Here is a 20137-nt window from a genome sequence, read left to right on the forward strand (position 1 = left end):
GCTGCCGGCAAATGTCAACAGGTTTTTTTACTTTTTTCTCACATTCTTTTGCAGAGAATCTTTCCCTGTAATAGAGCAAAAAGAAAAAGCCCTCGGAAAACGCCGTATCAATGAGGCTTTCCAAAGGCTTTCTTTAAAATTTAAAAAGGCATCGCACCCTTTAACATTGTAATCACCGGATTGTTTTCTGCCATAAACTGAAGCAAAGAACTGGTCTGCATGATTTCATTATATTCCTGTTTGAAACCAATGTACTGACAAAGGTAAATGGCAAACAGTAAAAAGGATATCACAATAATTCCTTTCACAAATCCCAGAACCCCTCCAAAGAAATGATTGAACCATCCAATCACAGGGAGGTCTCCGAACTTGCTGATAACGCCGACCAGTATTGAAAATACGGCCTTCAGTACAAGCACGATCAAAGCAAACGCAATAAAATATGCCAGCTGATCTGTGAGTATATTCTGCTCTGATTTCATAAACATCTGTATCACATACTGCTTTACGGTGTCCGCTGCCGAATAGGCAATGGCAAAGGTCAAAAGCCAGGTCGCCAAAAGGAGAAGCGATTTCAGAAATCCTCGCTTGAATCCTCTGATCGTATCAAATATCAAAATCAGCAGCAATACAATTAAAATAATCTGTCCCATAATATCACCATCTAACGTAATCTAACCAACTGTGTTTTATCTTCAAATGTAATCAAGTACCGTTCCGCTTTCCCGGTGGGCGCCATGGCCTGAATCCTTTTCTTAAAATTCTGCTGGTACATCTCATGGCCTGCATAATTTATCATAGAGCAATGATAATTTCCCACAAACAGTACTCCGTCCGGGCCAAGGTACACATCCGAGAATTCTGTCTTAATCTCTCTCTCCATAACCTTTCTGCCGGAACGGTTATAGGCCTGTACCAGATACTGCTCTTTGGAAGACTTCTTTTTATTCTCAAGAATCAGGGCAAAATGGGAATCATCCGCAGCAATACTTTTGATCCTGGAATTTATTTTAATCTCTTTTTGTTTCGAAGGTGTGTCTTTTGTGTTAAAAATAATTGTTTTATTATCACCAAACGCACAAACCGTATTTTTTCCCATAAATTGAATCTTTGGGATCACGGTATCCTTAAAGTCAAATCCCGCCAGCAGCCGGTCTTCTTTTTCCTGCCCTTTTTCTCCGAAATCATAAAACGCTACCCGGTTCTTCGTCTGCAGTCCGTCCACTACCAGATAACTGACAACCAGCATCGTGCCGTCTTCGGACAGGTCAATATCCAGCGGATATCCATTTTCATCGATCGTCGTCTTGATCGTTACCAGCTTCTTTTGAGAAGCATCGTAAAGCTCTATATAATTTTCATTATCTCCCTGCAAAACTGCGGCGATCACTCCCTGTTCCGCAACTTCCACATCACTGACCGCATATGAGGCGGAAAATCTTTTTACTTTTCCGGTACTGTCATATAGAAGAATCTCATTCCCGTTCTTATATGCAGCTGCGATATAATCTCCACAGTATGTAACAATCGGATTCTTGATGGAATAAGCCTTCTCCCACTCTACTTTACCGTCACCGTCGATAAACGAAATCCCATCTTCGTTATAACTTATGGAGCCATTTTTATATGCAAAGGACTTCGTCCCGGAATCCACATGTTCTGCCACTGTCCGTTCTGTCTTGAGTGTGTGGTAAGTCCGATATCTGTATGCCAGGAAGACTGCAAACAGTACCACACACAAAATCCCTCCAAGAATGATCCTCTGTTTTTTGCGGATCTGTTTTTTCAAAATAGAATTCTGCATTGCTTCCCTGCTGTTTGTATAGAGGGAAAAACCTGATTTTATCCTATGGTTCATTGTAAAACCCCTGTATTTTTATTTAACATTATCAATATCACGCTTTATTATACATGATTTTACTTTGTTATACTAGGAATAATTAGTTTCTGTCCGGGATAGATATGCTCCTTCGGCCCAATCTTATTTGCATCCAGTATTTTATACATATATTTTCTGGTTCCATACATTCTGCGGGAAATGGATACCAGACTGTCCCCTTTTTTGACGACATAAGTTTGGCTGTGTGCCATGGACTGCGTAGATTTCTGTGTTGACGCAGCGGCTGCGGTTGTGCCGGCTTCTGTTTTTTTCTCGTCCGCTGTCGTGCCCGCCTCTGTCCCGTCCGCTTTTTCGGTGCTGGCCGGCAGCTGTTTCGTGGTTGTGCCTGACCCCTTGTTTTCTTCCTCCATTGAAACATTGTCCTTCACGCCTTTTCCCATGGTCTCCACCGCCCCATGAATCGCGTCGCCAAAGGAGGAACTGTTATCCAATCTGGAATAATAGAACATTCCTCCGGCTAAGATCAGGACAAGGAGCATTGCCGCACTGGAGGAAAGCCGCTTCATCATGTCCTTTGTCTTGCTGCTTTTCTGTTTCTCCTGGACGATTGTCCGAAACTGCCGCACAATTTTTTCATCTCTCTTAGCTTCCAGCATGGTTTCATAAGATACAGCTTCTTTTAATTTTTGATTCCGCTCAATAAGGTATTCCTGCATCATCGGATTTTTTTCATAGTATATGTAATAACCGCTCTGTCTCACCAGATCTTGTCCGCGGTATACGTAAAATGCATCTTCCCCCTCCAGGTGATCTGTCATATACAGCACTTTCCCGTCACCCGGAAAATTTTCAAAATGAGTCTTCTTTATCTTATCATTAAGCCTTACCGAGAATCCCATTCTGGAAAGCGCCCATCCGATCACCTCCAGATCCGGAAAGAAACGTTCTTTCTTCTGATAGATTTCCCGCCAAACCTTATCGTCAAATACGGTCTCGTCCAAATCCAGCTCTATATTCTGCCCTTCCACAGCTCCTCTGATAAATATCACAGTCTCATTATCAATACTCTTTTTTTCTCCAAATAATATAGCCCCTCTTACAAAAGTGTTTTTGTCCGTCGTCAATGCTTTTAAAAATGTAACTACAAAATCTTCGATATAAACTTTTGTTGTTCCCACAGGCCCGCCGATCTGTCTGATGTTCTTCGGCAACTGATTTTCTGCTCTCACGAAAAAGCCTCCCTTTCCTCTTTAATACCAAAGACTTTACCACAGTATTTTCAATTTTTTTATCAAAGGGCGTCGACTGAAGAAAATAATTTTGCCCATGTGGGAAGTACGTATTGGGACGGTATACTTTTTTGTTTTATGTATAAACTATATGGAGCGTCTTATACGGCGAAAAATGATATTTAAGAAATGATTGGAGAACGCAATGCGCATTTCAGACCGAATATCCTATTTCAATCCCAAAGACAGAGAAGCGGGTGCTTTACTGCAGGCAGATTTGATCCGCCGGATTCAAATGCAGAAAAAAGACAGCCAGCAGGTAGTCGTCCTGTGTGTGGGAACAGACCGTGCTACCGGTGACTGTCTTGGGCCCTTGGTAGGCCATCAGTTAATGACATCTTCTTATTATAAAGTCTTCGGAACTCTGTCACAGCCGGTACATGCCGGAAATCTTACTCAGACTATGGCCGAAATTTACCGCTCGTTCAGGGAGCCCTTTGTTATCGCCATCGATGCGTGTCTGGGTTCTGCTGATCATGTTGGCTATGTGACCGTGTCTTCCATGCCGCTGTTTCCCGGACAGGGTGTAGACAAAGAACTGCCGCCTGTAGGAGATATCTCGATTACCGGCATCGTAAATTTCACATCACAGACCAACTTTAACACCATACAGACCACAAGGCTTCACACGGTCATGGAACTCTCCTCTTATATTGCATGCGGAGTAGAGGATTCTGTCCGGTATTTTGCGAAACATGCCGCAACGACTTAAAGATGTCACATATTCAGTTTCATATCCCCCTGTTTTATAATGCCCATCCGGCGCATGCCTTCTGATATAAAGTAAGTCAGCAGTGCAGGAGCAATGATATGCATTCCAATGATCATGACTGCGGTTGCGGCCGGAGAAACCCCGCCGGCCACCATAGTCTTATATCCCATAATCTGCCCTACTAATCCGGCTGTCCCCATCCCGGAACCAATGGCATTGTTTGTCATCTTCAATATTATAGTAGAAACAGGTCCCAGCACAGCACTGGTGAGGATCGGCGGAATCCAGATTAGCGGTTTTCTGACGATGTTTGGAACCTGAAGCATCGATGTACCGATTCCCTGAGCAATTAAGCCTCCCACCCTGTTCTCTCTGAAACTCGCCACTGCAAATCCTATCATCTGAGCGCTGCATCCAACTGCAGCAGCTCCCGCAGCAATTCCTGAGAGATTTAATATGACTCCCAGCGCGGCTGAACTAATCGGCAGAGTCAGTGCCATCCCCATCAGAACTGATACTACAATACCCATCAAAAACGGCTGCTGCTCCGTACCCCACCGGATAAGGTCGCCCAATCGCGCCATCAGCTGACTGATCCATGGACCGAGAAACAGACCTACGGCACCCCCGGATAAAATGGTTGTAAGTGGTGTAAGCAGGATATCCAGCTGTGTCCTTCCAGAGATCAGGCGTCCCAGTTCAATTCCTACATAGGCAGCCAGAAAAGCGCCCAGAGGTTCCCCCGGACCAGATAGGACGACAGCCCCTTTGACAATCAGCGTTCCCGCCATAATTTTTGATGCATATGCTCCAATCATTCCTGCACATGCCGATGAAACGGTTACCAGAACCGGTTCCTGAAAACGTGAGGCAACTCCCACGCCAATCCCGGCCCCGGTCAGTACTTTGGCCGCTGCCGCACCAACTGCCAGGACTTGTCCGATATTTCCGCCTATCAGCAGTCCAACTTGTTCCAGAATCGTCCCGATAATCAGAGTCGCAAACAACCCCTGCGCCATCCCGGACAATCCATCAATAAAGAACCTCTTTAAAATCTTCATTCGATCTTCTCCTCAATATTCTTCTTTAACGTCATTTTAAATCATTTTCTCTCTCACTACAATATTGACTGTTTTATATTTATCTTCTATTATACTTAATATATTTCAAATAGAAAGCAGGTAAAACCAATGTTCCGTATGTGGGGAAAACTAATGAAAAGCAACCGGCTGCTGAAAGACACCGTAATCAGTGTGGAAGATGCCGGTCTGAACCGTACCCGAAAGGTATATAAGGCTCTTGAAGACATTTGTTATGAGTTTGATCTGCCGAAACCTCTCTGGCTGGAGGCGAACAAAAAGGAATTTATGACCCACGATAAAACAAGATTTTATCATGACAGTTTTATTGAAGATATTGACTTTGATTTCTTGGAGGTCCAGGTTATCGAAGAAGACCAAAGCCTTTAGAATATTTCTACAGGCTTTTTTTGTACAAGCTTTACAATACCGGAAAACCTATCTATAATGAGAGATATAGAGAGAAACCATAAAAGGGGGAAAAAGGGAGAGAATGAAAATGAAACGGCGGAAGAATAAACCTCCTACCAAGAGCGCTGTTGATTATATTGAACTGCTCTACAACAAGTATGCGCCTAAGCTGAAATATGTAGCAAAGCAATATATTCATAATGATACGTTGGCTGAAGATGTACTTCAAAATGTTTTCGAGAAAGCGTTGCTGTATTCTGAAAAGATTTTAGAATTGCCCGATGAAAAGGCCTTTACGTTTTTATATGTCATAGTTCGCAACACAGCGTATGACATGATCAAGGTTGAGAGCAGAAATAATCACGAAGAACTGACTTACGAAGACGGCGAAGATTCAGAATACCTGATTGATCCAAATGATTATTACATGGAATATATTGACTTAAATGTAATGGTAGATAAGATTGGCAGGCTGCCAACGAACCAGCAGACAGTTCTTATCCTGTACTATTATTATGGATTCAGCTTTCTGGAAATAGCAACGCTATTACAAATTTCGGAACTGACTGCAAAGAAGCGCTGCAGTCTAGCCCGCAGTTCCTTACGTGCTCTGTTTGAGAAGGAGGGATTGAGTTATGAGTACAAACGATAAAAAAGACAAAAATGAAGAATTGTTTGACCATATCATCGAGTATGGTGCAGGCAGATGGACCGACGAAATCTCCCCTGATAATATTCCTGAAGAGGAACTGTCGGATCAATTAAATCAAAAAATTGACACCATGTTTTCCTCGGCCAGGAAAAGGGCAAACAGAAAACGCAGATTTATCACTGCACGGCGGATTGCGGCTGTGTTTGTGGTACTGTTTACTATGGCTTCTGTTACTGTGATGAGTGTTGAGGCTTTTAGAGTCCCTGTGTTGAATTTTATATTTAAGACTACAAAACAAAATAAGGTTTTAGTAAAGTTTCAAAATGAAGAAAAAGATCCTGAATCAGTTTTCCAATACATTCCTATTGGTTATCATTTCAAACAAAAGCGTGTTACTAAAAATGGTGACTTTTGTATTTATCAATATAAAGATAATGAGAAAAATTCTTTGTATATTCAAATAAATTATAACATTGATTCTAATTCATATACCAACCTAGATAAAACAGGTTATACTCAATTTAAAGATAATCAAATTGAGTACTATTACTTAGAAGGTTCATACAATCAATTACTATGGTATAGAAACAAATGTATTTTTAAAATTTCATCGAAGCTGACGAAAAAAGAAATGCTTAAAATAGCAAATGGAATCAGATATTAGTTTTTCAACATATTTAATAACAAAACTTTAACTAAAAGAATCTTTCATTCAGATTTTATTGAATGTAAGGTTCTTTTTTGTATGCTTTAAACTTTATTGCGGCTAAAGTTCAATAATTTATTCTTTAAAACTTATAAATAAGTTCTCTGTATTTTAATCGCCCATTTTCCTGAATTTTTATTAATCATTTAATAATTCACCTTTTTGTTCTCTGCTTTGTTTTCAAAGTGGTAAGGATAAAAGGAGGATTTATGAGTAATTTATTTAAACGTTTTATTTTCAATTTATTTTTATTATCTTTGATACTACTGCCTATTTCAGCAAATTCAGTCAGTGCATGTTCCACACCCAACACAAATTATGCATCAATAGTTCCCTCACCCCTTTCTCTGCCCCTTTTTGAAAACAAATGGGCCGGATTTTTCGACATAACAACCAATTTAAAGATTTCTAGCAAGGGTAGAGCAGATTACTTTACTAGTTGTATTCCACTAAAAAGTAGTTATTATGTTACAATTACCGTGAAACTACAAAGGTATAAAAGCGGATCATGGTCTACCCTGGTTTCTGGGACCACTAAAGGAAAAGATTTTCAATTATATGATAATAGCCATTATGTAAAAAAGGGTTATAAATACCGAACCAGAAGTACCTTGAAAGTTTATAAGTCAAAAGGTGGAAGTTTGATAAACTCTGAAACCATTAATTCAACTACTAGAAAATATTAAAAAAATTTTTCCTTACCAAAAAATATTCACCTTTTTGCTCTAAAAACAGTTTCTATTATAGAGGGGTATTTTTCAATCATTATTCCTAAGAACATATTAACTATTATAATATTAAAGAAAGGAAAACCATCCAAATCACAAACCATTCTAAAAAATTGGTTAAGCGGGTGCGGAAACCTGCTTTAATGGTTGAATCTACTCCTCTTGTTAAAAGCTTAGATTATAAGTATCAGTGAGCAGAGAGCACCATGAATTCATAATAACATTGGCCTTTCTGCATTTTTTAACAAAACTTGCGAATATATTTCACTATTTCCATATTATTTCAGTCACTATAATAGAGGGCATTAACAACAGATTGTGATTATTTCGCTGGACCTCATTCTCTCTCTCATAAAAAATGGCCATTGAAGTTTCTTACAATCTGTTGTTAATGTTCTTTATAAAAAAAGCAAAGGCCAAATTATCGCCTTTGCTTTTTTCTATTCAATAGACTCTATAATTTCCTCCGCTTCTTTTACGGTTAAATCTCCCACAATATTAATATGACATTTTTTAACATATCCCAGAACTGATAGGGAATATTTTCCTTTATAAATATAAAATTCTCCTCCGGCATGCTTCAATACTTTTATTTTCTTTTTCTTTTCTCCAAAGTGTACCCCACCACCTCCAACCTCAGTGCCACTGCAATCTTCAAACATATAATAAAAAGTTTTTCTACCACTTACGTAGGTCGCAAAAGAAGGACCCTCTAATGTACCCAATACCTTTACATAAAGCTTATCTAATTTCCAGTATTTAGGAATCTTTTGTGGATACATTACATTACCATTACTAATTGCTTTTATCTCTTCCCATGAAGAAACATGTTTATCTTTATATTCTCCAACCGTTCCATTTTCCTGAGATGCAACATAATTTATGAGTTCTTCGAGCGTTTGGAATATTGATGGTTCATCAGGATCATGAATATCGTATTCAATCATCGTTGTTTCTTCCTTCATCTGACCCAGATAACAAAAAATTGACTTCCCTGTTATCGCATAACATATCACCTGCGCTGAAAGCATAAATACAAGAACAATTACCGCTGCCTTTGCTGCAATCGAGCAGTACCTCTTCCTTCTTCTTATTTTTAATAAGTTTCTTCTTTCTACATGTCCGCAGTAGAATGCTTCCTTATCAAGTTTACCTTCATCTTTTAAGGGCTCCATACATTCTAATATAAGTTCTATATGCCATAATTTCTCTTGATCTGATTGGGATTTAAAAAATTCTGTAATCCATTCAAAAGCCCATCTCTTGATTATAAAATCTTTCATCCTTTGTACCTGTTCTATGTTCTGTGAATTTTCTATTTATTGTAACAGATAATTTTATATATGTGAATCATAACCAAGAACCGACGATTTTTACGGATTATTTCTGGGTCTTATTAATATCTGTAATTTTTGACCTTATTTTTTCTTTTACATCCTCTGATAATGTTTCTTCTTCTATATCCTCTGGATGGATTTGCTCTACAAATTTCCCAACCGCTTCCTCTAGTAACTGTTCAAATTCTTTCCTTCTCATTTCGGCTCCTTTCACATGAATTTTAAGGTTACATATCTATATCCCAAAAAAACACGCGAAGGTGTCGTTTAAATTGACTTTATTCAGCCAAACATAATAAGAATAAACAGCTGTTTCCTTGCTTTTTTTCGTATTCTTGCAAGTTTTGATTTTACCGCCTGATCTGTGCTGTCCCTGAATCCCGCAAGCTCATTGATCGTAAATCCTTTCATATAAAAATCATAGAAAAGACGAAATTCGTCTTCCGAGAGTACATTTTTAAGATCCACTTCCAGCAGTCCGCTGTAATCGTCCTCAAACTTTTGGTTTAATGACATTATATTCTCGTCTGTCAGTATCTCGTCTATCCTATTTTTCTTCTCAAACACATGATATGTTTTGTATTTTGCTGTCTGTTTCAGCCATCCGACAGGATTTTCATGTTCTGAAAGACTCTCTATTTTTTCATATGCCGTCAGATATACTTCCTGAAGGACATCATAGGCCTCCTCCCAGTCCCAATAAAAAAACCCCTTCATAAATTTGAGCATCTCTTCATAACTTTCGTCATATAACAAATTAAATGCATTTTCTCTTGATGTATCATCCATATATTAACCCGCTTCTGATTTTTTGTTACAGCATAACAGAAAATTATCTGAAACGCAAAAAGACAGCATATGGCATGGCTCTGAAAGTCATGTTATATACTGTCTTAATCTACTGATCAGCGAACGGCGGATCTCCCGTTCCTGTTACTTATGGACAATCATAGCATTTAGAATTAAGTGTTTACTCTGCTCCCTCTTCCGGCTGAGTTGCGTCTATATCTCCAAGTCTCATGGCCTCATACTGTTCCAGGATCATGGTCTGGATCGTGTTTCTCGTTGCCGAATTGATCGGATGGGCAATGTCACGGTATTCCCCATCGGCAGCTTTGCGGCTTGGCATTGCAATGAACAGGCCCTTTTCTCCTTCGATGACTTTGATATCATGTACTACAAATTCATTATCGATCGTAATAGAAACGACTGCTTTCATTTTCCCTTCTTTTGCTACTTGTCTGATACGTACATCTGTAATTTGCATGTTGTCTTCCTCCTAGTTTTCAAAACTTTAGCTAATGATCTGTTGTGCGGCCGTTTTTACTCTATCACCTTCCCTTTTCAGTGCCGCAAAATATCCCCACTCTCAACACGTTCTGCCCATACTATGACTCCCACTGTAAACATCTATACTCTAAAACAAAGCACCTGCCGCCTTCCAAAATCCAAATTGGAAGCCGATCCTGATGCTTGTGCAGGGATCAACATCGTACATACTATCTTAGATAATGTTTATTATAGCATCTCTTTCGTGAAATGTGAACAAATATTATTATATATTTTCGCTGATATTATTGTATTTTACTATTTAGCGGTACAAAATACGACGATATTTCCATCATTCTGTACACCTTTTTTGCCGAACCCCCCTGTTTCTCATTTCCTTCCTTGCAACTTATTTTTTTGTGCACTATAATAGAAAAAACACTTTTTTTAAAATCAGAGAAAGGTTAGGAATTCCTATGTATCAAATAGATTTCAAGAAACCAATTCATATTCATTTTATGGGGATCGGCGGCATCAGCATGAGCGGTCTTGCCGAAATCCTTCTCAAAGAAGGATTTACTGTTTCCGGTTCCGACATCCGTTCCTCCGATATCACCGAAAAATTGAGTTCTTTAGGCGCCAAAGTCTTTTTAGGGCAAGTTGCGGAAAATATCACAGATGATATTGACCTGGTGGTATATACTGCGGCCATCCATCCGGAAAATGAAGAATACAAAGCCGCACTGCAGAAAGGCATCCCTCTTATGAAGCGTGCGACTCTGCTCGGACAAATGATGCACAATTATAAAAATGCAGTGGCAGTATCCGGAACCCACGGCAAAACAACCACGACTTCTATGCTCTCACACATCCTGCTGGCCGGAGAGACAGATCCAACCATCACTGTGGGGGGGATTCTGGACATTATTGACGGCAACATCCGCGTCGGCCATTCCAATGTCTTTGTGACAGAGGCCTGTGAGTATACGAACAGCTTTCTCGAATTTTTTCCGAAGATCAGCATTATCTTAAATATAGAAGAAGACCATATGGACTTTTTCCATGATATTAATGAAATCCGTGATTCCTTCAAAAAGTTTGCTCATAAGCTCCCGGAAGACGGCCTGCTCGTCCTGAACGGGGAGATTGATGACATTTCTTATATCGTAGAAGGGCTCAAAGCCAAGTATGTGACCTACGGCATTGATAACGATGAATTTACCTATACGGCTAAAAATATTTCCTATGACTCTATGGGCCATGGACACTTTGACCTGTACAAAGAAGGAACTTTTGTAGATTCCCTGTCATTAAATGTGAACGGCCTGCATAATATTAATAATGCGCTGTCTGCCGCAGCCGTTGCTGATTTCCTCGGGCTCTCCATAGATACTGTAAAAGCCGGTCTCCTGACCTTCTCCGGTGCCAAGCGGAGATTTGAATATAAAGGGACCTGCGGGGGCTTTACCGTCATTGATGACTATGCCCACCACCCTACGGAGATCAAAGCAACATTAAATGCCTGCAAAAATTATCCTCACAAAGAATTGTGGTGCGTCTTCCAGCCGCATACCTATACAAGGACAAATGCCTTTTTAGATGAGTTCGCCGAGGCTCTCAGCCAATGCGATCATGTGATCATTACCGATATCTATGCTGCCCGGGAAAAAGACACCGGCATGGTCCACGCCAGAGACTTAGCAGATAAAATCGAAAAAACCGGTACTGACGTTCGATATATCAAGGATTTTGATGCGATAGAAGAATTTATTTTAAAAAAATGCAAAAAAAATGATTTGTTGATAACTATGGGGGCCGGAAATGTTGATTCTATCGGCAATGAGTTAGTTAAGAAATAGTTATCCACGTTATCCACAGGGTTATACACAATTGTGTATAACTTTCCCTGTGGATTTTTCTTTATTTTTTCCACATCAAGATTTTTAAAGTGAGGCTTGTCTTTCTGCGGATTCCATTTACTTATCCACGTTATCCACAGTTTCCACAATTATTTTGTGGATTACTCTGTGAAAAGAGCTGCTATTTACAATTTATTCGGTCTGCGTTATAGTTCTTTTAGATTAAAGAAAGAGACGTATTGACTAATATTAGGGAGATGGATTTATGAGCAGTATTAACGTAACGACAACATACCCGACAGGGGGAACTTTATTACCGAATGCCTTCGTAGACTACTACATGATCAAAGCCAACGGAGAATATGTGAAGGTTTATATTTACCTCCTGCGCATGGTTTCTAACGGCCAGAAGTTTAATATATCTTGTCTGGCAGATTTGCTGGAACTTACGGAGCGTGATATCTGCCGCGCCCTGAAGTACTGGAAAAAAGAAAATCTCCTGGACCTGGTCATGGATGGCGGAGAGATCCGTTCCATCAAACTGCTCCCCGTTTCCACAGCCCTGACGATTGACGCGGACGATCTCATGGAGCCGGAAAAAGAAAAACCTGCGAAAGTACCGGCAGTGGAACCCGCGGCCGTTGCTCCGGCTGCGAAAGCTAAGGCAGTTCCGGCCCTGAGGACGCTGACTCCGTCACAGCTGGCCCAGAAAAATAAGGACGATAAGTTTTCTTATCTGATCTATATCGCAGAAATGTACATAGGGCGTCCGCTCACCGCCAATGATCTGAATACTCTCTCTTACTTCTACGATGACCTTGCGATGTCACCGGAGCTGATCGAACACTTAGTAGATTACTGTGTATCCAACGGCAAGAAAAATTTCCGCTATATGCAGACCGTAGCGATTGCCTGGTATCAGGAGGGCATCCGCACAGCAGACGAGGCCAAGCTTCACTGCCAGAACTATCAGAAAGAGTATTATCAGATCATGCATGCCTTCGGACTGAATAACCAGCCCGCACCGGCACAGATTGAGTACATGAAACGTTGGCTCAAGACCGACGGCTTTGACTTGAGTATCGTCATTGAGGCCTGCAACCGCACGATCCGCTCCATCGGCCAGCCTAAATTTCAGTATACGGACAGTATTCTGAAAAAGTGGAAGGACAACCATGTGGTTTCACTGGATGATGTGAAAAAACTGGAAAGCCGCCCGGGTACTGTATCCAAAGCCGCAGCCCCGCAGCCGAACAACCAGTTCCACAATTTTGAAGAACGTGACTATGACTATGATGAACTGGAAAAACAGCTTTTTGAAAAGCAGATACACCCTGTAAAGGAGGACTGAGATGTCCCTGACCAATGAACAATATCAGGAAATCATGAGGATGTACGAGGCGAACCGGCTCAGCGGCTACAATCTCTCCAGAGAACGCAAACGTGAGGTCTATGCACAGATTCCTCAGATGAGGGATCTGGACCGGGAGATGGCTCACAACGCTGTTCTCCTGGGAAAACAGCTGATCGCATCCAAAGATCATAATTCAATGGATATCTGCAGGCAAAAGAATCAGAAGCTGGCTGACCAAAAGCGCCGGCTTCTTTTAGATCATGGATATCCTGAGGATTATCTGGACCCTGTTTATACTTGTCCCGACTGTAAAGATACCGGATATATCGGTACCGAAAAGTGCCATTGTTTCCGTCAGGCTGTGATTCGCCTGATCTATTCTGATTCCAATATGCAGCAAATTCTTGAAAAAGAGAATTTTCATCGTTTCAATGATCAATATTATTCTGATAAACTTCTGGAGGACGGACGTCCTTCTCCGAGACAGAATATTCATGCCGTGCTGAAAAAATGCCGTGATTTCATCGGACATTTTCCTTCCAGGGAAAACCTGCTGCTGCACGGTTCCACCGGCACCGGGAAGACCTTTTTAAGCCATTGTATCGCGAAAGAAATCATGGATAAGGGCTATACCTGTGTCTATGTGACCGCATTTCAGTTGTTTGATATTCTGACTTCCCAGGCATATCAAAAGCGTAAGGATCATCTCCCTATGTCCTACCAGCTGATCTTTCACTGTGACCTGCTGGTTATAGATGATCTGGGGACAGAGCTTAACAATGCCTTCATAACTTCCCAGCTGTTTCACTGCCTGAATGAACGGCAGCTGAGCGGTAAATCAACACTTATTTCAACAAACTTATCTATGCGTAATTTAAAAGACCGCTATACGGAACGGATTTTCTCCAGAATTATTGAGAACTATACCATCTGCCAAATATACGGCGAGGATATCCGTTTAAAGAAATCTTTTTCCCGCAAGCCTTGACGGAATCGCTTCGGGAGTGATATAAAAAGAGTGAACAAACTACAAAGGAGATTTATAATGAGACGATCTGACCGAAACTTTAAAACCCTTCCCGACGGCAATCTTGGCATCATCGCTATGGAGAGCTGCAAAAGCCTTGGCAATCTGATTGACAAGTATATTACAGGCTGGCGCGGAGATGAAGCCCCCCGCTATCAGAATATGCCCGGATATGATGAGTATTACAAGGAAAGCTATCTGCTGGATGCCGGCTGTCCCCGCTTCGGCTCCGGAGAAGCAAAAGGAATCATCCGTGAGTCTGTCCGCGGAACCGATTTGTACATTCTCGTTGATGTGCTGAATTACAGCATCAAGTATTCCCTGTGCGGTCATCAGAACTCTATGTCCCCGGATGATCATTTTCAGGATTTAAAAAGGCTCATTGCTGCCAGCGGCAGCAAAGCCAAGAGAATCAGTGTCATCATGCCTTTCCTGTATGAAAGCCGTCAGCACAAAAGAAGCACCAGAGAGTCTCTGGACTGTGCTATGATGCTTCAGGAGCTGATTCATTTAGGAGTACAGAATATCATTACATTTGATGCCCATGACCCTCGTGTACAGAACGCCATTCCAAACAGCGGCTTTGATACAGTACAGCCCACTTACCAGTTTGTAAAGTCTCTGGTTGAGCAGTGTGACGGAGTCAATTTTGACAGCGATCATCTGATGGTCATCAGCCCGGATGAGGGTGCTATGCAGCGCTCCATCTATATGGCCAATGTCCTCGGCGTCGATGTGGGTATGTTCTATAAGCGCAGAGATTATTCTACTATCGTAGACGGCCGCAATCCTATCGTGGCCCATGAATTTTTGGGAGCTTCCCTGGAAGGCAAGGACGTTCTGATCCTGGACGATATGATATCTTCCGGAGAGAGTATGATCGATGTGGCCAAAGAACTGAAAGCCAGAAAAGCGCGGCGTGTATTTTGTCTTTCTACCTTCGGTCTGTTTACAAACGGACTTGATGTCTTCGACAAGGCTGTGGAAGAAGGTATCATAGAAAAGGTTATCACAACCAATCTTACTTACCAGACACCGGAACTGTTGGAGCGTGATTGGTATGTATCTTCAGACGTGAGCAAATATGTGGCTCTGCTGATCGATACGCTGAACCACAACGGGTCTATCAGCGAACTCCTGGACCCAACCGAGCGCATCAAAGAATATTTGGAAAAGAATCATTTATAAACTTATCAGCAGTATAGCAAAAGGCAGCAGACTAATTATTTTAAGTCTGCTGCCTTTGTTTATTTATTCATCATTTCCGGCACCGCGCCGGTCATCACCGGTCTGCTGCTGTGTCGCTGCTGTTGTGGCCTGGGTCGTTGCCTGAGTGGTCGCCTGGGTTGTGGCCTGGGTAGTCGCCTGAGTCGTTGTCTGGGTTGTGCCTTTCGTACTTCCCTTTTCTGTCGTACCTGCTGTTGTCTGGCCTGTAGCCGGCATGTCTGTGCCGCCTCCGCCTTCATAGGAATTCAGCTTTTTGCCTCCTGAAAACTCTTTGTGGAGTTCATTCATAAAATTGCTCCAGATAGTCTTAGGATAACCGGAACCGCTCAGGTTGGCCATTACCCTGCTGTCATCCCTTCCTACCCACACTGCAGTTGTGTAGTAAGGGGTATATCCGCAGAACCAGCCGTCCTTGTTGTCTGTTGTAGTACCTGTTTTTCCCGCGGTATCTACATTGGGAACCTTTGCCCCCCGTCCTGTACCGTTGGTGATAACACTCTTTAAAACGCTGCTCATCATAGAAGCCGTATTGGCTGAGTAAACCGTTCTTTTCTTGGATGGATTGGAGACCACAGTCTCACCGTCAGAGTCCTCAATCTTCACAATACAGGTCGGATCTCTGAACACACCCTGATTGGCAAGTGCCGCATATCCGCTGGCCATCTCCTCAGCCGTAGTTCCATAGGTGAAACCGCCGAGGCAGGTTGTATAATACTTATAGTCATTTTCATCTAGACTCTTAAAGTTCATCTTTTCCAGATACCTGAGAGCGGATTTCGGCCCAATCTCCTCGTAAAGCCTCATCGTAGCCACGTTGCTTGATTTCTCCAATGCACGCCTCAGTGTTATACTTCCTGAATAGGAACCTCCGGAATTCCGGACCCTGTGTTTGTCTTTGGGGTTCATTGGATTGTCATTTACAATAGAACCCGGTCCATATCCCCTCTCCATAGCAGGAGCATAGACAAGGATCGGCTTAATTGCACTTCCCGGCTGTCTCGGACTCTGATAAGCACGATTCAGGCCTAATCCTGCATTTTTCTGATATCTGCCTCCTACGATGGCTGCTACCTTTCCTGTCTCATTGTCAATACAGACGCCGGCGCCCTGGACTTTGTAAACCTTGTTCTTATCCTTCTCCGTATATCCGCTCAGAGCATTGTCGATACTGCTTTGAAGTTCCTTCTGAGCATTCAGGTCAATGGATGTATGAATCTGATATCCTGCACTGTATAAGGTTCTCTTACACTCAGCATAAGACTTATTATATTTTTCATCGTAATCCTGTTTGTCTTCGTCAGAGTCAAACACATAACGGAACTCAAATCCCTGCTTTTCCATCAGTGCCTTTGTAGCACTGTGAATTACATAAGTTTCAATATAATTTCTTTTCTGCTCAGTCTTTTTCTTTTTCAGTGTGATCTTTTCTCTCAGAGCTTCATCTCTCTGAGATTTGGTGATCAGATTCTGCTTATACATATCTTTGAGGATCTTGTCTCGCCTTGTCAATGTCTTTTCTTTATGATGATAGGGTTCATACATGTTCGGCGCATTCGGAACCGCACACAAAAATGCCGCTTCTGACATGGTCAGGTCCTTGGCATCCTTATCAAAATAGCCTTTGCTGGCAGCCTGAATTCCGTAATAGCCATTTGCAAAATAAACGTTGTTCAGGTAAAACTCCATGATCTGGTCCTTGGAATACTCCTTCTCCAGACCCCATGCCACAAACATTTCTTTGACCTTGCGCTGCCAGGAAATCTCCCGAGTCAGGAATACAGTCCTTGCCAGCTGCTGTGTGATCGTGCTTCCTCCCTGAGTAACTTCTCCCTTATTTGTAACAAAGGATACTGCTGCTCTGGCGATACCCCTGAAGTCTACTCCATTATGTTTGTAAAAATTATTGTCCTCCACGGAAATCATTGCCGCTACCGCATAAACCGGCAGATCTTTATACTTCAGATAATAGACATCCTTCTCACCTTTCAGTTTGGTGATCACCTTCCCATTCGTATCATAGACGACACTCGTCTGGGTTGCCTTAAATGTCTGCTCTGAAGTGTTGGCTACCAGATCCTTAGCCTCTGCCCTCAGCTTCATGACTTTCATTCCGATGGTGAACCAGCCGATAACCACCAGAAGAAGAAAAACAATGGAGATCTTTAAAAGAATCTTTCTTTTCTTTTTCTTCTTTTTGGGTTTTTTCTCTTTGGAAATGACTTTTTTTGTCTCTTTTGTTTCTTCAGCCATATTCTCCACCTTTCATTATTCTCTGGTTTCCTCTAAGGAAATCCAGTGGATTTTCTGATTCTTCCGGTCCAGCTGATGAAACAGCTCTTTCTTACATGTAAATAAGATCAGCTGCCTGCCGGAATGCCTGCTCAAATAATCAAGCGCTCTCCGGGTCCTTTCATCATCAAAGTTGCCGAAAATATCATCCATCAGAACCGGAACTGGTTCCTTCGGATATAGAATCTCTCCCGCGGCAAGCCTCACAGCCAGGTAAATCTGCTCTACGGTTCCCGCGCTTAAATACTTTAGATCAATAAACCTGTTTTTATATTTTACCATAAAAGACAGTGATTCATCAATTTTTACTTTTTCGTACACTCCTCCCGTAAGATAACTGACGATCTCACTGACCTTTTTGTTAAACTGTTCTCCGAGATTTTCCCGGAATTCCCCGGCGGCATCTAAAACAGCCTGAATGGCCGCATCTGCCTGATTTATATTATATTCTGTACGGTCTGTCTGTTCTTTAAGAATTTGGTAGTCTCTTCTTAATTCTTCCTTAAAGTCCTCCCGTTCTGTCGTTTCCTTCTTTTCTGACTGAACCGAAAGAACCGATAACACCAGAAATACCGCACAGCCTGCAAAGAAGCCCGGATGAACAAAGCCAGCCGCTGCAAATACAGCTGCAGCTGCCAAAAACAACGGGATACTCCGCGGCTTTCGGCCCTGATCACCAGACTCGGGAGCCTTCAAATAACGCTCCCTCTTCTCTGTCAAAAGAATTGATTCCTCTCTGCTTTTTCGTCTCAGCAGACTCTTCTTTTCTTTCAAGGCCTTCAGGGCCAGATCAATTTTTATATCTGCCGTATTACTGCCTGTCAGATTGGATGTATAGTTGGTAAGTTCCATAGAGAGATTTCCTGACGGAGGGATGTCCCCTTCCTGAATACAGAAAGAATCCTTATATGCACCGAGGCTCAGGGTATACAGCTTTGAGAGATCACCTTCTTCACCTGATTCTTTATCATACAGATGAAGAGACTTTTCTCCCGCCCGGAACCTTCTCTCAAGCAGCCAGGCATGTCCGTCCGCTGTAATCTCCATGACGCCTCCGTAATTTCCTCCATAAACCGGCGTATATATAGTATATGCATCAGATCTCGCCGCAATGCCTCTGGATTTTTCCAAACCAAACAGCATATGAACGATAAACTCTTTGATTGTAGTCTTCCCGCTCTCGTTTGGTCCATATACAATATTTAATCCAGGCACAAAGGATAATTCTTTTCCGCAGAATTTCCCGAAACCGTCGATATAAATATTCCGAATATAAAAAGCAGATCTGCTCTCCCGTTTTTCTGACCGGCGCTTCTTATATAATCCCCTGGATGCCTGCTCAAATGCTTCCCCTGCAAAGTGCGACGCTTCCGGCATCCCCTCAAGGCGGCACAGTACGGCACCGATAATATTATCTTTGTTGGATTCCAGCAACGATTCTTCTGTACAGCTACCCCTTGTTTTATCAATAATATCCACGATCCTGTATTCTGCTCCGAGCAGATCAAAATCAGGACGAATTTCTGCTCTTTTTGAGCCCTGAAGGAACAGCGTAAACATCTGGTTTTCCCCCAGCAGCTTCATCTCTTCTTCCGCAGCACAGAGAATTTCCTGTTCATCCATATCTTCTGTCAGGTCCACCCGTACTTCCACATAACTTTTTTGATTGATGGGCAGGAAACGGACGACCTTCTTTTCGTCTGTGATTTCTCCCAAAAAGATTCCGCGGCGCCCTGTCTCCGTCCTGTTTAACGGTTCCAGGCTGCCGCCGTAGGCGATCAGATCCTCTGATATCATCTCAGGTCTGTGAATATGGCCTAACGCGGCATAGTCAAATCCTGACCATTTCAGCTTGTGAAAATCTATTGGACTGTGTGTTCCGTCTCCTCCGTGCCCTAACAGAATATGAATCCCTTCTTCTTTCCCGGGCCCTGCCTCTTCATATAAAGGCTCTGTAATTTCCCTGCTGTGATAGCTGAGACCGTAGATATAGGTATTCTGTGCCTCTTCGTATACTCTCGTAAGCTCTCTTTCAGTGAACAAATGCACATCAGCCGAAAAACGATATCGCAGATATGCCGATTCTTCGTCAATAAAATCATGATTTCCCGCAATCATAAAAACTTTGGTACATACCAGCTGGGACAAAAAAGAATCCAGCCTGTTTAAATCCCTCAAGGATGGTTTTTTGTGAAAGATATCCCCACACAGAAACAGGAAGTCTGCCTGTTCTTCATTGGCCAGCGCAATGACTTCACTGAGACTCTGCTCAATATCCTTTTTCCGCTCTTCCCCCCATCCCCTCTCTGCTTCCGAACAGGCTCCGAGATGGAGGTCTCCAACGTGTATAAACTTCAT

At 42.1% G+C, this 20137-nt stretch carries 19 protein-coding genes; 9 read left to right on the forward strand and 10 right to left on the reverse strand.

What is annotated here, in order from left to right; genetic code table 11:
* Window positions 1-140: 140 nt before the first annotated feature.
* Genes QVP35_RS00010 through QVP35_RS00020 form a run of 3 tightly spaced genes read right to left on the reverse strand, consistent with a single transcriptional unit; the run spans window position 141 to window position 3069 of the window.
* Window positions 141-653 carry a CvpA family protein gene (locus QVP35_RS00010; RefSeq protein ID WP_022260649.1) on the reverse strand — a complete coding sequence of 171 codons (513 nt, stop codon included), beginning with the start codon at window positions 651-653 and terminating at the stop codon, window positions 141-143.
* A gap of 11 nt (window positions 654-664) precedes the next feature.
* A complete protein-coding gene (locus QVP35_RS00015; RefSeq protein WP_009291264.1) occupies window positions 665-1858 on the reverse strand; it encodes a DUF5711 family protein in 1194 nt (397 codons plus the stop codon).
* 59 nt (window positions 1859-1917) lie between these two features.
* Window positions 1918-3069 carry a LysM peptidoglycan-binding domain-containing protein gene (locus QVP35_RS00020; RefSeq protein WP_022260651.1) on the reverse strand — a complete coding sequence of 384 codons (1152 nt, stop codon included), beginning with the start codon at window positions 3067-3069 and terminating at the stop codon, window positions 1918-1920.
* A 205-nt stretch (window positions 3070-3274) separates the two neighbouring features.
* Here QVP35_RS00020 and yyaC point away from each other — a divergent pair, with 205 nt between their 5' ends.
* Window positions 3275-3841 carry a spore protease YyaC gene (gene yyaC / locus QVP35_RS00025; protein ID WP_009291262.1) on the forward strand — a complete coding sequence of 189 codons (567 nt, stop codon included), beginning with the start codon at window positions 3275-3277 and terminating at the stop codon, window positions 3839-3841.
* 5 nt (window positions 3842-3846) lie between these two features.
* Here yyaC and QVP35_RS00030 read toward each other — a convergent pair whose 3' ends face one another.
* A complete protein-coding gene (locus tag QVP35_RS00030) occupies window positions 3847-4902 on the reverse strand; it encodes a PTS transporter subunit IIC (RefSeq protein WP_009291261.1) in 1056 nt (351 codons plus the stop codon).
* A 129-nt stretch (window positions 4903-5031) separates the two neighbouring features.
* On the opposite strand from QVP35_RS00030, the gene QVP35_RS00035 reads away from it, so the two are divergent.
* From QVP35_RS00035 to QVP35_RS00050, 4 genes are all read left to right on the forward strand, one after another.
* A complete protein-coding gene (locus QVP35_RS00035; protein ID WP_006567989.1) occupies window positions 5032-5310 on the forward strand; it encodes a hypothetical protein in 279 nt (92 codons plus the stop codon).
* A 103-nt stretch (window positions 5311-5413) separates the two neighbouring features.
* Window positions 5414-5983 carry an RNA polymerase sigma factor gene (locus tag QVP35_RS00040; RefSeq protein WP_006567990.1) on the forward strand — a complete coding sequence of 190 codons (570 nt, stop codon included), beginning with the start codon at window positions 5414-5416 and terminating at the stop codon, window positions 5981-5983.
* Window positions 5967-6647, forward strand: coding sequence for a DUF4367 domain-containing protein (locus QVP35_RS00045; RefSeq protein WP_022260652.1), 681 nt, complete (start codon window positions 5967-5969; stop codon window positions 6645-6647). Before QVP35_RS00040 ends, QVP35_RS00045 begins: the two co-directional genes overlap by 17 nt.
* Before the next feature lie 251 nt (window positions 6648-6898).
* The gene (locus QVP35_RS00050; protein ID WP_022260653.1) at window positions 6899-7375 is read left to right on the forward strand and encodes a hypothetical protein; all 477 of its coding nucleotides are present in this window, start codon (window positions 6899-6901) and stop codon (window positions 7373-7375) included.
* A gap of 482 nt (window positions 7376-7857) precedes the next feature.
* On the opposite strand, the gene QVP35_RS00055 is transcribed toward QVP35_RS00050, so the two are convergent.
* From QVP35_RS00055 to spoVG, 4 genes are all read right to left on the reverse strand, one after another.
* Window positions 7858-8700 carry a hypothetical protein gene (locus QVP35_RS00055; RefSeq protein ID WP_009291258.1) on the reverse strand — a complete coding sequence of 281 codons (843 nt, stop codon included), beginning with the start codon at window positions 8698-8700 and terminating at the stop codon, window positions 7858-7860.
* A 97-nt stretch (window positions 8701-8797) separates the two neighbouring features.
* Window positions 8798-8953: a hypothetical protein gene (locus tag QVP35_RS00060; protein ID WP_009291257.1), complete on the reverse strand. Its 156-nt coding sequence runs from the start codon at window positions 8951-8953 to the stop codon at window positions 8798-8800.
* An 83-nt stretch (window positions 8954-9036) separates the two neighbouring features.
* Window positions 9037-9543 carry an RNA polymerase sigma factor gene (locus QVP35_RS00065; RefSeq protein ID WP_009291256.1) on the reverse strand — a complete coding sequence of 169 codons (507 nt, stop codon included), beginning with the start codon at window positions 9541-9543 and terminating at the stop codon, window positions 9037-9039.
* Window positions 9544-9724: 181 nt separating this feature from the next.
* Complete coding sequence (spoVG, locus tag QVP35_RS00070; protein ID WP_006567998.1) at window positions 9725-10021, reverse strand: septation regulator SpoVG; 297 nt, start codon at window positions 10019-10021, stop codon at window positions 9725-9727.
* 478 nt (window positions 10022-10499) lie between these two features.
* Here spoVG and murC point away from each other — a divergent pair, with 478 nt between their 5' ends.
* The 4 genes from murC (at window position 10500) to QVP35_RS00090 (ending at window position 15451) form a co-directional block, all read left to right on the forward strand.
* On the forward strand, window positions 10500-11882 hold the full coding sequence (murC, locus tag QVP35_RS00075) for a UDP-N-acetylmuramate--L-alanine ligase (protein ID WP_009291254.1): 1383 nt from the start codon (window positions 10500-10502) through the stop codon (window positions 11880-11882).
* Window positions 11883-12147: 265 nt separating this feature from the next.
* Window positions 12148-13233 carry a DnaD domain protein gene (locus QVP35_RS00080; protein WP_009291253.1) on the forward strand — a complete coding sequence of 362 codons (1086 nt, stop codon included), beginning with the start codon at window positions 12148-12150 and terminating at the stop codon, window positions 13231-13233.
* Between the two features lies 1 nt (window position 13234).
* Window positions 13235-14224, forward strand: a complete 990-nt coding sequence (locus QVP35_RS00085; protein ID WP_009291252.1) for an ATP-binding protein — start codon at window positions 13235-13237, stop codon at window positions 14222-14224.
* 57 nt (window positions 14225-14281) lie between these two features.
* The gene (locus tag QVP35_RS00090; RefSeq protein WP_009291251.1) at window positions 14282-15451 is read left to right on the forward strand and encodes a ribose-phosphate pyrophosphokinase; all 1170 of its coding nucleotides are present in this window, start codon (window positions 14282-14284) and stop codon (window positions 15449-15451) included.
* 63 nt (window positions 15452-15514) lie between these two features.
* On the opposite strand, the gene QVP35_RS00095 is transcribed toward QVP35_RS00090, so the two are convergent.
* Window positions 15515-17740, reverse strand: coding sequence for a transglycosylase domain-containing protein (locus QVP35_RS00095; protein WP_006568005.1), 2226 nt, complete (start codon window positions 17738-17740; stop codon window positions 15515-15517).
* A 15-nt stretch (window positions 17741-17755) separates the two neighbouring features.
* On the reverse strand, window positions 17756-20137 hold the full coding sequence (locus QVP35_RS00100) for a DNA repair exonuclease (protein WP_009291249.1): 2382 nt from the start codon (window positions 20135-20137) through the stop codon (window positions 17756-17758).

The organism is Anaerostipes sp. CAG:276, from assembly GCF_000432215.1.
GTDB classification, from domain to species: Bacteria; Bacillota; Clostridia; order Lachnospirales; family Lachnospiraceae; genus Anaerostipes; species Anaerostipes caccae.

Excerpts from the sequence above, each read along its gene's own strand:
- QVP35_RS00045 (WP_022260652.1), top strand. The coding sequence starts at position 5,967 with ATGAGTACAAACGATAAAAAAGACAAAAATGAAGAATTGTTTGACCAT.
- QVP35_RS00095 (WP_006568005.1), bottom strand. The coding sequence starts at position 17,740 with ATGGCTGAAGAAACAAAAGAGACAAAAAAAGTCATTTCCAAAGAGAAA.
- QVP35_RS00060 (WP_009291257.1), bottom strand. The coding sequence starts at position 8,953 with ATGAGAAGGAAAGAATTTGAACAGTTACTAGAGGAAGCGGTTGGGAAA.
- QVP35_RS00065 (WP_009291256.1), bottom strand. The coding sequence starts at position 9,543 with ATGGATGATACATCAAGAGAAAATGCATTTAATTTGTTATATGACGAA.
- spoVG (WP_006567998.1), bottom strand. The coding sequence starts at position 10,021 with ATGCAAATTACAGATGTACGTATCAGACAAGTAGCAAAAGAAGGGAAA.
- QVP35_RS00030 (WP_009291261.1), bottom strand. The coding sequence starts at position 4,902 with ATGAAGATTTTAAAGAGGTTCTTTATTGATGGATTGTCCGGGATGGCG.
- QVP35_RS00055 (WP_009291258.1), bottom strand. The coding sequence starts at position 8,700 with ATGAAAGATTTTATAATCAAGAGATGGGCTTTTGAATGGATTACAGAA.
- QVP35_RS00050 (WP_022260653.1), top strand. The coding sequence starts at position 6,899 with ATGAGTAATTTATTTAAACGTTTTATTTTCAATTTATTTTTATTATCT.
- QVP35_RS00090 (WP_009291251.1), top strand. The coding sequence starts at position 14,282 with ATGAGACGATCTGACCGAAACTTTAAAACCCTTCCCGACGGCAATCTT.
- QVP35_RS00080 (WP_009291253.1), top strand. The coding sequence starts at position 12,148 with ATGAGCAGTATTAACGTAACGACAACATACCCGACAGGGGGAACTTTA.
- QVP35_RS00015 (WP_009291264.1), bottom strand. The coding sequence starts at position 1,858 with ATGAACCATAGGATAAAATCAGGTTTTTCCCTCTATACAAACAGCAGG.
- murC (WP_009291254.1), top strand. The coding sequence starts at position 10,500 with ATGTATCAAATAGATTTCAAGAAACCAATTCATATTCATTTTATGGGG.
- QVP35_RS00100 (WP_009291249.1), bottom strand. The coding sequence starts at position 20,137 with ATGAAGTTTATACACGTTGGAGACCTCCATCTCGGAGCCTGTTCGGAA.
- QVP35_RS00035 (WP_006567989.1), top strand. The coding sequence starts at position 5,032 with ATGTTCCGTATGTGGGGAAAACTAATGAAAAGCAACCGGCTGCTGAAA.
- yyaC (WP_009291262.1), top strand. The coding sequence starts at position 3,275 with ATGCGCATTTCAGACCGAATATCCTATTTCAATCCCAAAGACAGAGAA.
- QVP35_RS00010 (WP_022260649.1), bottom strand. The coding sequence starts at position 653 with ATGGGACAGATTATTTTAATTGTATTGCTGCTGATTTTGATATTTGAT.
- QVP35_RS00085 (WP_009291252.1), top strand. The coding sequence starts at position 13,235 with ATGTCCCTGACCAATGAACAATATCAGGAAATCATGAGGATGTACGAG.
- QVP35_RS00040 (WP_006567990.1), top strand. The coding sequence starts at position 5,414 with ATGAAAATGAAACGGCGGAAGAATAAACCTCCTACCAAGAGCGCTGTT.